Annotated in this window: 10 protein-coding genes; all 10 read right to left on the bottom strand. The window is 60.1% G+C overall.

Going from position 1 to position 13,148, the window contains the following annotated elements; genetic code table 11:
* Positions 1 to 6: 6 nt before the first annotated feature.
* Entirely contained in the window at positions 7 to 723 is a 717-nt protein-coding gene (gene pyrH / locus IE127_RS00565; protein WP_189422425.1) for a UMP kinase, read from the bottom strand.
* A gap of 147 nt (positions 724 to 870) precedes the next feature.
* Complete coding sequence (gene tsf / locus IE127_RS00560) at positions 871 to 1,794, bottom strand: translation elongation factor Ts (protein ID WP_189422423.1); 924 nt, start codon at positions 1,792 to 1,794, stop codon at positions 871 to 873.
* Positions 1,795 to 1,871: 77 nt separating this feature from the next.
* Positions 1,872 to 2,657 carry a 30S ribosomal protein S2 gene (gene rpsB, locus IE127_RS00555; protein ID WP_189422422.1) on the bottom strand — a complete coding sequence of 262 codons (786 nt, stop codon included), beginning with the start codon at positions 2,655 to 2,657 and terminating at the stop codon, positions 1,872 to 1,874.
* Between the two features lie 174 nt (positions 2,658 to 2,831).
* Positions 2,832 to 6,287, bottom strand: coding sequence for a DNA polymerase III subunit alpha (dnaE, locus tag IE127_RS00550; RefSeq protein WP_189422421.1), 3,456 nt, complete (start codon positions 6,285 to 6,287; stop codon positions 2,832 to 2,834).
* A gap of 276 nt (positions 6,288 to 6,563) precedes the next feature.
* Positions 6,564 to 7,268, bottom strand: a complete 705-nt coding sequence (locus IE127_RS00545; protein ID WP_189422420.1) for an ABC transporter ATP-binding protein — start codon at positions 7,266 to 7,268, stop codon at positions 6,564 to 6,566.
* Positions 7,261 to 8,568 carry an ABC transporter permease gene (locus IE127_RS00540; protein ID WP_189422419.1) on the bottom strand — a complete coding sequence of 436 codons (1,308 nt, stop codon included), beginning with the start codon at positions 8,566 to 8,568 and terminating at the stop codon, positions 7,261 to 7,263. Before IE127_RS00540 ends, IE127_RS00545 begins: the two co-directional genes overlap by 8 nt.
* Before the next feature lie 59 nt (positions 8,569 to 8,627).
* The gene (gene proS, locus IE127_RS00535; protein WP_189422418.1) at positions 8,628 to 9,977 is read right to left on the bottom strand and encodes a proline--tRNA ligase; all 1,350 of its coding nucleotides are present in this window, start codon (positions 9,975 to 9,977) and stop codon (positions 8,628 to 8,630) included.
* Between the two features lie 301 nt (positions 9,978 to 10,278).
* Entirely contained in the window at positions 10,279 to 11,172 is an 894-nt protein-coding gene (locus IE127_RS00530; RefSeq protein ID WP_189422417.1) for a phosphotransferase family protein, read from the bottom strand.
* On the bottom strand, positions 11,172 to 11,417 hold the full coding sequence (locus IE127_RS00525) for a DUF1467 family protein (RefSeq protein WP_189422416.1): 246 nt from the start codon (positions 11,415 to 11,417) through the stop codon (positions 11,172 to 11,174). Before IE127_RS00525 ends, IE127_RS00530 begins: the two co-directional genes overlap by 1 nt.
* A gap of 2 nt (positions 11,418 to 11,419) precedes the next feature.
* Positions 11,420 to 13,096: a ribonuclease J gene (locus IE127_RS00520; RefSeq protein ID WP_244639836.1), complete on the bottom strand. Its 1,677-nt coding sequence runs from the start codon at positions 13,094 to 13,096 to the stop codon at positions 11,420 to 11,422.
* Positions 13,097 to 13,148: the final 52 nt, after the last annotated feature.

Here is a 13,148-nt window from a genome sequence, read left to right as displayed (position 1 = left end):
TCCTCTCTATACCGGGCCAACGCGGGTACTCCGCGTATCGCCGTTCAATACACCGACAACGCCTGCCTTGTCGTCCAATGCATAGACAATTATGGGCAAGCCGTTGTCACGGGCAAGGGCAAAGGCCGCCGTGTCCATGACCCGCAGATCCCGGCTAATGACTTCCTCATAGCTGACCGTGTCGTATCGCTCGGCCGAGGGATCGGTCATCGGATCGGCAGTGTAAACACCGTCGACCTTCGTCCCTTTCAGCATCACGTCACACTCGAGCTCGATGGCCTTGAGGGCAGCAGCAGTGTCGGTCGTGAAGAAAGGATTGCCGGTTCCGCCGCCACACACGACGACGTAGCCGTCATCAAGTGCCTGCTTTGCTTCGCGGGCCGTGAAGTTTTCGGCGACGGCAGGCATGGTGACGGCGCTATACACCTTCGACTTGGCGCCCTGACGGCTAATGGCATTCGAGAGCGCCAAAGCATTGATAATGGTGCCGAGCATACCCATCAGATCAGCGGTCACTCGGTCTGTGCCATCGGCCGCGCCTGCCATGCCGCGAAAGATGTTGCCACCGCCGACCACGATGGCCACCTGCATGCCTTGCTGAGCAAGCTGCGCGACCTGCTTGGCAATCGCCTGAAGGAAATCGGTCTCGATTCCAAAGCTCTTGTCGCCCGCCAGGGCCTCACCGGAAACTTTCAGCAGGATCCGCTTGTAGGCAGGCGACATGAACAGTCCTTCAGTATTCTTGCGGGTCGAAATGGATCGGACGCCGATATCGCACGATCGGGCCGCTTTGCAAACAGCCGCATGTGACAACTCAAACACAAAAAAGGCGGGCCCAAGGCCCGCCCCTTCATCTACGCGCTCTGCCGATCAGTTACCGGCAGTCGCTGCAACTTCAGCAGCAAAATCCGATTCCTGCTTCTCGATGCCTTCGCCGAGCGCATAGCGCACGAACCGCGTCAGCTTGATCGGAGCGCCTGCGTCCTTCTCAGCGTTCTTGATCACATCGCCGACCTTGGTCTCGCCGTCGATAACGAAGGTCTGCGCCAGAAGCGTGACTTCTTCGTAGTACTTGCGGATACGGCCTTCGACCATCTTCTCGACGATTTCGGCAGGCTTGCCGGATTCGCGCGCCTGTTCAGAGAAGATAGCGCGCTCGCGCTCCACGGCAGCCTGATCGAGGTCGTCAGGGGAGATCGAGAGCGGATTGGTGGCTGCGATGTGCATGGCGATCTGACGGCCAAGCGCATTCAGCTTGTCCTTGTCGCCGGTCGATTCCAGCGCGACGAGGATGCCGATCTTGCCGAGGCCGTCCTTGACCGCGGAGTGAACATAGCTCGACACGACACCATCGCTGACCGAGACAGTCTCGGTGCGGCGCAGGTTCATGTTCTCGCCAATCTTGGCGATTGCTTCGGTCAGTTCGGCAGAAACCGAGTGGCCGCTGCCCGGATAGGGCATTTCGCCAAGCTTGACGACGTCGCCATCGCTGTCGAGCGCCAGCTTTGCAACGTCGCTCACGATCGTCTGGAACTGTTCGTTGCGGGCAACGAAGTCGGTTTCAGAATTGATTTCGACGATCGCAGAGCGCGTGCCATCGGTTGCGACACCGACAAGACCTTCAGCAGCAACGCGATCGGCCTTCTTTGCAGCCTTTGCAAGGCCGCGCGTCCGCAGCCAGTCAACCGCAGCGTCGATATCGCCATTGGTTTCGGCCAGCGCCTTCTTGCAGTCCATCATCCCGACGCCGGTGGCCTCGCGAAGTTGCTTGACCATTGCAGCAGTGATTTCCATGAGTTCTCACCTCGTGGCTGCGGCCCGAACAGACGGGCCGCATGTTTCAGCAAATGAATGTAGCCCGTATGACGGGATCAGTTCGCGGCAGCAGCTTCCGAACCGGATTCGGCTTCAAGAGCCTCTTCCGCCGGGGCTTCCTCGGACGCTCCGAGATCGACACCAAGATCGCTCGAGGAGCGGCCGATCCCGTCGATCGCGGCGCGCGAGATCAGCGAGACGTACAGCTCGAGCGCGCGGCTTGCGTCGTCATTGCCGGGGATCGGGTAATCGACGAGGTCCGGATCGCAATTGGTGTCAACGATGGCCACGACAGGGATGCCCAGGCGGCGCGCTTCCTTGATCGCGATCGCTTCCTTGTTGGTGTCGATGACAAACAGCAGGTTGGGCACATTGCCCATGTCCTTGATGCCGCCGAGGTCACGCTCAAGGCGCTCCATTTCACGGCTCATCATCAGGCGCTCCTTCTTGGTGCGCCCTTCCATGCCTTCCGCCTCGATCGCTTCGAGTTCGCGCAGGCGCGCGATGGAGTGCGAAATGGTCTGCCAGTTGGTGAGCATGCCGCCCAGCCAGCGGGAATTGACGAAATACTGAGCCGACTGGCGGGCAGCATCGGCCACCAGCGGGGCAGCCTGGCGCTTGGTGCCAACGAACAGAACGCGGCCGCCATCGGCGACGGTGTCGCTGACAAGCTGCAGCGCGCGGCTCAGCATCGGAACGGTCTGGCTCAGATCAATGATGTGCACATCGTTGCGCACGCCGAAGATGAAGCGTTCCATCTTCGGGTTCCAGCGGTGCTTCTGGTGGCCGAAGTGAACGCCGGCTTCGAGCAGCTGACGCATAGAAAAATCGGGCATTGCCATTGGGGCAAACTCCTTTACCGGTTATGCCGCCACGAGGCCTTGCGACGGAACACTCCGCCACCGGATGGATCGCAATCAAGCGAGCCTGCCTCGTGTGTGAGATACGGTCGCATTTGACCGCGTGCGCGCTATATCTCAGTCTGTCCGCAAGCGCAACCCGCCGCCTGCCCAATGCTAGTGCAGCCTGACATCTGTGACACCCTCGAGTGCCTTGATCCCGCCCGCCACTTCTGCCGAGACCTTGAAGCCACCAGGCAGCTCGATCTCGTATTCGCGCGCACCGCCGTCACGGATCACCACGAAGCTGACCTGCCCTTCGCCCCCGCTCTTGAGCTGCGCACGAATTGGCGACAAGCACTTGACGTCGGCCGCGAAGACGGTCAGGCGGCGATCTACTTTCTCAGCCACGGCATCGAGCGGCTCCGCCGAAATCAATCTGAGGCTGACACCTTCAGCCCGTTCTTCTCCGGACACCTGCAGGATGACCGAGCGTCCAGTCTGCAACAACGAACCGAACTGGTCGATCTGCTCGGAAAAGCCGATGCATTCGTAACTGCCGCTCTGGTCCGACAACGTCACGATCATCATCGGGGTCCCCTTGCGGGTTCGCCGGTCCTGTCGGGCGGAGACAGTTCCCGCCAGCCGCCCGGCCGATGCCCCCTCCTTCACCGCGCGCTCGAACTCCGTCCATTGCTGTACGCGCAGCCGATCGAAGACATCCGAATACGCATCGAGAGGATGAGCAGAAAGGTGAAAACCAATAGCGTTGCGCTCGCGGTCTGCGCGTTCGGCCATCGGCCACGCCGGCACATTCGGTGGAACTACAATCGGCTCGGGCACATCGGCAGCAAACATATCGATGATGCCATCGCTGCGATCCGAGGCATTGCGCTGGGCAGTGCCGATGATCGTGTCGATCACAGCCACAGCCTGCTCCCTGCGCTCCACCATCGCGTCGAACGCACCGGCATTGATCAGCGTCTCGAGCGTGCGCTTGTTGAGCACCTTCGGATCGACCCGGCCGGCAAAATCCGCCAGGTCCTTGAACGGGACGTCGCCCCGCGCCTCGACGATATGCTCGGCAACCTGCCGCCCGACGCCCTTCACGGCACTGAGCGCATAGTAGATGCACTTGCGCTTGACGGAGAACAACGTCTCGGAGCGATTGATACAAGGCGGGACGACTTCGATGCCCTTTTTCATCGCTTCGCGCCGGTAGTCCGAGAGCTTGTCGGTATTGCCCATGTCGAGCGTCATCGACGCGGCGTAAAACTCATGCGGGTGGTGCTGCTTGAGATAAGCCGTTTGATAAGAGACCCAGGCGTAGGCTGCAGCGTGGCTCTTGTTGAAGCCATAATTGGCAAACTTGGCCAGCAGGTCAAAAATGGTGTCGGCCAGGTTTTCGCTCAGTTCGTTCTTGAGCGCCCCTTCACGGAAACGGACACGTTGCTTGTCCATCTCCGCCTTGATCTTCTTGCCCATCGCTCGTCGCAGCATGTCCGCTTCGCCGAGCGAATAACCGGATAGCAGCTGCGCGATCTGCATCACCTGTTCCTGGTAGACAATGATGCCGTACGTCTCGTCGAGCACCTCACTCAGCGTCGCGTGCGGATACTCTACCGGTTCGCGGCCATGCTTACGGTCGATGAAGCTGGGGATATTATCCATCGGACCGGGCCGATAGAGGGCGTTCATCGCAATCAGGTCTTCAATCCGGTCGGGCTTCAGATCCATGAGGGCGCGGCGCATGCCGGCACTTTCGAACTGGAATATGCCGTACGTGTCGCCGCGTGCATAAAGCTGATAGGTCTCAGCGTCATCAATGGGAATGGCATCGATATCGAGATCTGTGCCGGCAGCTTTCACCATCTCGACGGCGTATTTGATGGTCGTCAGGGTCTTGAGACCAAGAAAGTCGAATTTGACGAGGCCGGCAGGCTCCACCCACTTCAGATTGTATTGGGTAACCGGCATGTCAGAGCGCGGATCGCGATAAAGCGGCACCAGCTCTTCCAGCGGTCGGTCGCCAATGACGATGCCGGCGGCGTGAGTCGAAGCGTGGCGATATAGCCCCTCGAGCTTGCGCGCAATCGAGACCAAATAGCCAACAGTCTCGTCACGTTCCGCCATCATGCGGAACTGCGGCTCCTCTTTCATCGTGCGCTCGATCGACCAAGGGTCCGCTGGGTTCGCGGGCACGAGTTTGCAGATGCGGTCCACCTGCCCATACGGCATTTGCAGCACACGACCGACGTCACGCAGGACGGCCCGCGCCTGCAATGTTCCGAACGTGATGATCTGCGCGACCTGCTTCGTGCCGTACTTGTCTTGGACGTAGCGAATCACCTCTTCGCGGCGGTCCTGGCAGAAATCGATGTCGAAGTCGGGCATCGAAACGCGTTCCGGGTTGAGGAAGCGTTCGAACAGCAGATTATAGCGCAACGGGTCGAGGTCGGTGATTGTGGTGCTGTAGGCCACGAGAGACCCCGCGCCGGAGCCACGCCCCGGCCCCACCGGAATATCACGGGACTTGGCCCACTGAATGAAGTCGGCGACGATCAGGAAGTAGCCGGGAAACTTCATGCTCTGGATAATGTCGAGTTCCATCGCAAGGCGCTCGCGATACTCTTCGATGGACTTGCCTGGCGCCGGTCCAACGGTCTCCAGCCGTCGCGCCAGCCCCTCCTCGGCCATCTCGCGAAGGGCCGCGGCCTCGGCGGCCACCGCCTCGTCCTCGCCGACATCAACCGCTGCGGCGAACTTCGGAAGTATTGGCCCCCTCGTGCGCGGCCGATAGCTCACCCTGCGCGCAATCTCGACAGTGTTCTCGAGCGCTTCCGGCAGGTCCGAGAACAGCTCCATCATTTCAGCGCGCGTCTTGAAATGATGCTGATCGCTCAGCTTGCGCCTCTCGGTTTGCGCCAGCACGGTGCCGCCAGCTATGGCCAGCAATGCATCGTGCGCTTCGTAATCATCTGACTTCTTGAAAAACGGTTCGTTCGTCGCGACCAGCGGGATGCCGTGACGATAGGCATAGTCGATCAGTCGCGGCTCGACAGTTGCTTCCTGCGGCCGTCCGTGGCGCTGCAGTTCGATATAGAAGCGGTCCCCGAATAGCTCGCGCAGTCGGTCCAGGCGCTTGCCGGCATTAATCTCGTGCCCCGCGGCAAACGCGGCGTCGACTGCGCCCTCCGGTCCACCGCTCAGACAAATGATGCCTTCGAGCGCCTGGGGGGTCATCCAGTCCAACCTCGCCTGCGCAAGCCCATCGTCACCTTCTAGATAGGACTTGCTGACCAGGTCAGACAGATTCCGGAAGCCGGTTTCGGTTGCCGCCATCAGGACGACGCTCGATTTCCCGCGCCAGCCCTGAAAGCCACGCTCATTGGTCCGCTCTTCGGCGGCCGCGAAGTCGACCGGCAGTTCGCAACCGATCAGGGGCTGGATACCCTTCTTCGCCGCCTTTTCCGAGAATTCGAGCGCTCCGAACAGATTCCCGGTGTCGGCGATGCCTAGAGCCGGCTGCATGTCCTCCTTGGCGAGCGACAGAATCGCCTCCAACTGCAGCGCGCCCTCAAGCAGCGAGAATGCAGAATGAACATGCAGGTGAATGAAGCCGGGTGAGTTCATCGTGGTCCCTCGTCTTGATCCGGTATCCACCAGCAACGGGGGCGCAGACAACCCGACACGCGATCAATCCACATCACAGTCACAGAAAACTGGAAAGCACATCCATCCAGGCGATCGAGCCGATCGTGAAGACGCAAAGGGTGACGAAGGCTGCAAGGTCTTTGACAAAAGCGAGCATGAGATAATCTCCCGTGTTTCCCTTTTGGTCTTATATGTTCCCTTTTTGTTCACGTCTACGCTCGTGTTCTCCCCGATGTTCACAGGGAGCGTCTGTGCTTAAGCGTTCGTTACCAACGGTAGCTGGTGATCGACCACTAGGCCGTCACGCAGAGTGACGATTCGGTCGGCTTTGCGCGCCAGATCGTGATTGTGAGTCGCGATCAGTGCGGCGGCCCCCTCATTCCGGATAAGGCCAGCAAGCGCTTCAAACACCAGATCGCTTGTTGCCGGGTCGAGGTTGCCGGTCGGCTCGTCCGCGAGAATCACACGAGGACGGTTCGCAGCTGCCCGGGCAATGGCCACGCGCTGCTGTTCCCCACCGGACAATTCTGCCGGGCGGTGATCCGCACGATGCGCTACGCCTAACAGGTCGAGCAGCTCCATCGCGCGCCTGTTTGCCTCCGGACCGGCATAGCCGGCGATCATCTGCGGCAGGGTGACATTTTCGCGTGCCGAGAATTCGGGCAGGAGATGATGAAATTGGTAGACATAGCCCACTGCGGAGCGGCGCAACAGCGTACGGCCACGGTCACTGAGTGCACTGGTTTTGGTGCCGGTAATCTCGATCTCGCCCGATTGCGCCCGCTCCAGCAATCCGCACAGGTGCAGAAGGGTCGATTTGCCGGCGCCCGACGGCGCGACAAGAGCCACGAGCTCACCGCTGTGAACCGTCAGGCTCGCCGCTTCCAGGACATGCACCTTCTTGTCGCCAACCCCATAATGGCGATGCACATTCTCGAGGATCAGATGCACATCACTCATAGCGCAAAGCCTCGACCGGGTCGTATTGCGCGGCCCGCCATGCCGGGTAGAGCGTTGCGAGGAAGCTCAGGCCCAGCGCAAGGCACACGACAGTCATAACTTCAGCCGGGTCTGTGCGGGACGGCAGGGACGAGAGGAAAAACACCTCGGGCGGGAAAATCGCGACGCCGAGGGTGCGCGACACGAAAGCACGCAGCGGCTCCGCATTGGCCGCGATGATCAGCCCGAGCACCAGCCCCACCAGCGTGCCCGCTACGCCAATCGCCGTTCCAGTGATGGAGAATATGCGCATGATCGCACCGCGCGTCGCGCCCATGGTACGCAGCACGGCGATGTCTGCCGCCTTGTCCTTCACCAGCATCACCAGGCTGGAGATGATGTTGAACGCGGCGACGACGATGATCATCGACAGGATCGTGAACATCACCACCCGTTCTACCTGCAGGGCCGAAAAGAAGGTCTCGTTACGTTGCTGCCAATCCGTCAGCACCAATGGCTGATCGATCTGGGCGGCCTGGATGCGCTGCCGCATTATGCCGACGGCATCCGGATCAGATATGAAAATCTCCGCTGCGGTGGCCTGATAAATTCGCTCATAGGCAGCGTCGATTTCCTCATCGGTCGCCATCGGATCGAGCGGCTCCTGCCCCTCTCGCAGCACATCGTCATAGAGCCGGAAATACTCCTGCGCCTGCTGCAGAGGCATGAACAGGAAGAGCGAATCGAATTCCACCATGCCGAGGTCAAAAATCACCGTAACCGGATACGACCGGATCTGTGGGGTCGTGCCGAACGGTGTTGTGGCGCCATCCGGATTGATAATCGTGACCGGATCTCCCAGGCCCACCCCAAGCCGTTGCGCAAGACGATAGCCAATTGCGACACCGGAACTGCCATCCCATTCGTCCCAGCCGCCCTGGATGGCGCTGTTTCTGAGAAGCGGAAGCTTTGCGATATTCTCGGAATCCATGCCGCGCACCGATACGCCGGTCGATTGGTTGTCGCCCGATGCAAGTGCCTGTCCTTCGACAAAGTAGACCGCGAACTCGACACCGTCGACGGTTTCGATCTGCTGGACCACCTGCTGGTAGTCTGTGAACTGCTCTTCAATCGGGAATGCGGTGAAGTGCCCGTTGAGCCCGAGGATCTTGCTCAACAGCTCCTCCCGGAAACCGTTCATTACAGACATGACGACGATCAGGGTCGCAACGCCAATGGCAACGCCGACGAGGGTCAGCGCCGCGATCACCGAGATGAATGTGTCCTTGCGCCGAGCCCGCAGATACCGACCAGCTACCATCCACTCGAATTTCGAGAAGGGCCCGGCCCCTGCTCTTTTGTCTGTTTGCGTGGTCGTGCTCAAACCTGGTCCATTCTTTGCGGGACGATCAGCGACTTCAAGCGGCTGACTGCCTCCGCCAGCGGCACAGCCTCGCGCTCGCCGCTCTTTCGATGCTTCAGCTCCACCTCACCGGACTTGAGCCCGCGCGGGCCAACGATCAGCTGATATGGGATGCCAACGAGATCCGCGGTCGCGAACTTCGCTCCGGCAGCCTGGTCGCGATCGTCGTAGAGTATATCAATCCCGGCATCAGCCAACTCCGCATAGAGCTCTTCGCAGGCAGAGTTGCAGGCATCGTCGCCGGCCTTGAGATTGATCAGCACAGCCTCGAACGGCGCGACGCTGACGGGCCAGATAATTCCATCATCGTCATGACTGGCCTCGATGATCGCCGGCAAGACGCGCGTCAGTCCGATACCGTAGGAGCCCATGTGCACAGGCGTATCCTTGCCGTCCGCGCCGGTGACATTGGCTTTCATCGGTTCGGAATACTTGGTGCCGAAATAGAAGGTCTGCCCAACCTCGATCCCGCGGGCGGAGACACGCTTTTCCTCGGGCACTGCCTGTTCATACTCAGCCATGTCGACGATGTCCTCGGTCGCCGCATAGAGCGATGTCCAGTCGTCTACGATCGGCTGCAGATCACCCTCGTAATCGGTATCGATACCGGGAATGGGCTTGTCGAGAAGGTCGGCATGGCAGAATACCGCGCTTTCGCCGGTATCGGCCAGCACGATGAACTCATGGCTGAGATCGCCCCCGATCGGACCGGTCTCGGCACGCATCGGAATGGCAGTGAGGCCCATGCGACGGAACGTGCGCAGGTAGGACACGAACATCCGGCGATAAGCCTTTACCGCAGAATCCTTATCTTCATCGAAGGAATACGCATCCTTCATCAGAAATTCGCGGCTTCGCATGGTGCCGAAGCGCGGACGCACCTCGTCGCGGAACTTCCATTGAATGTGGTAAAGGTTGAGCGGCAGGTCCTTGTAGGAGCGCACATAGGACCTGAAGATGTCGGTGATCATCTCCTCGTTGGTCGGGCCATAAAGGAACTCGCGTTCGTGCCGGTCCTCGATCCTCAGCATTTCCTTGCCATAGGCGTCGTAACGCCCGCTCTCACGCCAGAGATCGGCCGATTGGATCGTGGGCATCAGCAGTTCGATCGCACCGGCGCGGTTCTGCTCTTCCTCGATGATGCGCTGAACCTTCATCAGCACCTTGTAGCCAAGCGGCAGCCAGGAATAGAGGCCGGATGCCTGCTGCCTGATCATGCCGGCGCGCAGCATCAGCCGGTGTGAGACAATCTCCGCCTCTTTAGGTACTTCGCGCAGGACCGGAAGGAAGTAACGGGAAAGACGCATGAATACTCCGACTTTTGAGCGCCGACTCAAGGGCTCGATCAGCGCACGATAAAATCGGACTCGTCCAACCGTTGCAAGCATGGAAGCCATGCAGAATTTGCGTGACAGCTTTATGGCAAGTTGTTAGGGTCCGGCTCAATAAGACGAAGGCGGTCAAAACCGCTTATCGCCGACAACGTCAAGGGAGGAGCGTTGGCCGCCGCAGAAATTGCAGGCCTAAGACCAACGTCTTGTCGTGCCACCTAAAATAGCAGGGCCTCGTGCCCTGCTTTTTTATTTGTACGGTTCTTTGCGGACTGATTTATGACGCCGACGACAGCAATTGGTTGATGCGCCCGACGGTCCATGTGCACATCTGCTGATCGTCCGCTTTCTGGTATGCCAGCAACTGCCGCAACCCGATGTGAAGCTGGTAGGCATGAACCAGTGCCATATCCCTTTCGGAAAGGCAGAATTGGTCATCCTCTTCGAACAAGCGTGCCTGAGCCTCCATACATGCGAGCCAGGTGCGCCAGAAGAACTGGTTGGCTACATCGTAGAGCGGGTCACCGATCATCGCCTCGGACCAATCCAGAACACCCGTAATTCTTTTGCCGTCCGTGAGAAGGTTGTTCGAGCCGAAGTCGCCATGAACGAGGCCACGACGGTCCGGCGCAAGTTCAGACAGCCGAGCGACCAGCATCCATGCCTTCGGATTGAGGCTATCGCCCCAGCGGGTCTGGCGAGCCGCACTCGTGCTCTCAGCCAGGTATTCGGGCCAACTGCGGAACCTGCATCTCCCTTCGCTGTCCAGAGGGCCGGCGCTATCGGGAACGGGCGGTGAGAAACGTCGCAAGTCCTGGAGAGTCTCGGCTACGCTGCGCACCACCGGTGACAGACCCTCGGCGTCGAGTGATTGCACCGTGTCTCCATCGATATATTCGGTGATGCAGACGTGAAACCCGCCCCACGCGCCGATTCGTAGGACTGCCGGAACCGGAACCGCGGTCCCGGCCAGCCAGTTTGCGACAAGGCTGTCCTTGCGATACCCTTCTGCCTCTAGGGCAACGCGGACCACGAGACGCTGGCTTGGTGTTTCCGCCAGAAAGACCGCGCTTTCGTCGCCCCCGTTGAGCCGGTTCAACCGAAGATCAGCGCTCAGAAACTCGCTCAGAAACAGCTGCAGTGCCGCTACGTCTACGTCCGGCACAGCCATCAGCGCCAGTACTCTCGCAAGGTCGGATTACCTAAAGCCCATACCAGCAGCACGGAGAGCAACGCAGCGAGCACAGAGGTGATCAGCAGCTTGCGCCAGATCCGGAACAGCGCCGGGGCCCCCGGCTCCGTGCCGGGGGTAACCTCTCCCGCGTCACTCTGGCTGCGGGCGCCCCATGGGAGAACCATGAAGAGGCACAGCCACCAGACGACGAAATAGATCGCGATGATCGACCCGATCTGCATTGTCAGACCTTGTGAACGAATACAGTGACGTTCGGCTTGCGGCCCCAGTAGGAATTGACCTCGCCCCGAATTGCCTTGAACAAAGCCGATTGCAGGCCGTCGGGATCCGACGCCCGGCGCTTCGGCGCAAAGCTCTTGAGAACATTCGCGATCGTGTCCTCGATCAGGTCGCCAATTGGCTCGTCCTCGGTCTCTGGCAGGCCCTCGACGACAAGGTCAGGGCCGGAGGCGACCTGTCCCTGCCTGTCAACGCAGATCGACAGAACGATGTGGCCACCAAACGAAAGCCGCCGTCTGCTACGAACGCCACTCTCCTCAGGTGTGCACAACACAAGTCCGTCGAGATAAAGTTCGCCCGTCGGCACCTCGCCAGGGAACGCCATTGAATTCGGGAAAAGCCGAACCAGATCGCCGTTGCGCGCTTCCATGACGTTGGGAATACCAGCCTCCCGGCCAAGCGCCGCGTGCGCGTGCAGGTGCATGGCCTCACCGTGGACCGGCACCAACACCTCAGGCTTCACCAGACTGTAGAGCTTGCGCAACTCATCGCGCCGCGGGTGACCAGTGACGTGAACCAGTTCGTTGTTCTGCGTGATCACGTCGATCCCGCGATCAATCAGCATGTTCTGGATATCGATGACTTCCCGCTCGTTGCCGGGGATCGCCCAGGACGAGAAGACCACGCGGTCACCGGCATTGAGATCGATGACGGGATGCTCACCACGAGCAATACGGGCGATGGCCGCACGCGGCTCGCCCTGACTGCCAGTGCAGATGAGCACCGTCTTGTCGCGAGCGATAGACTTGAAGGCGTCCTGGTCGTGCAGCTTCGGCAGGCCTTCGAGCATCCCCAGCTCATGGGCGATGCCCATAATCCGGTGCAATGACCGCCCTGACATCACCACTTCCCGCCCAGCCTGCTGCGCCGCGCGGACGATCGAGACCACCCGACCGACATTCGAAGCAAAGGTTGTGAAGGCGATCCGGTGCGGCGCTTCGGCCACGAGTTTGGCGAGCGTCGCGGCAATTTCGGTTTCCGAAGGCGACTGCCCTTCCTTGAGCGCATTGGTCGAGTCGCAGACGAGGGCAAGCGGCAGATCGGTGTCGTCGCCGATCTGCTCGAGGCCAGCCATATCAGTGGCCGGAGAGGCTACAGGCGTTGGATCAAGCTTCCAGTCGCCAGTATGCAGAATACGACCGATAGGAGTGGTGATCAGCAGCGCGTTCGACTCTGGGATCGAGTGAGCCACATTGATGGGCTCGACCGTATATGGCCCGATCTCGAACGCTTTGCCCGGGCGCATGATGGTAATGTCTACATTCTCGACGATCCCGTCGCCCGCGCGTTTTGCGGCCAGCATTGCAGCAGTAAACGGGGTGCAGAACACCGGCTTGTCGAAAGCTGGCCACAGATCGAGCACGGCGCCATAGTGGTCTTCGTGGCTGTGGGTGAGCATGAGGCCAACAACGTCCTCGATATGGTCCTCAAGAAAAGCCGGGTCGGCCATGATCAGCTCGATTCCCGGAAGGCTCGGATCACCAAAGGTCACGCCGCAATCCACGACCAACCATTTACGGCTGTGCTCCGGACCGAAGCCGTACGCGGCCATGTTCATGCCGATTTCGCCTACGCCCCCCAGAGGAACGAAGACCAGCTCCTGCTGCTGTTCTCTTGCCATTACTGCACTTTCTTCCATAGGCAAGCACGTCTCCGCCGCACCGCGGCGGGCA

It is taken from the genome of Devosia pacifica (assembly GCF_014652635.1).
Classification (GTDB): Bacteria; Pseudomonadota; Alphaproteobacteria; order Rhizobiales; family Devosiaceae; genus Devosia; species Devosia pacifica.
Note: the sequence above shows the minus strand (reverse complement) of the source record. Positions and strands in the feature narration are given on the sequence as shown.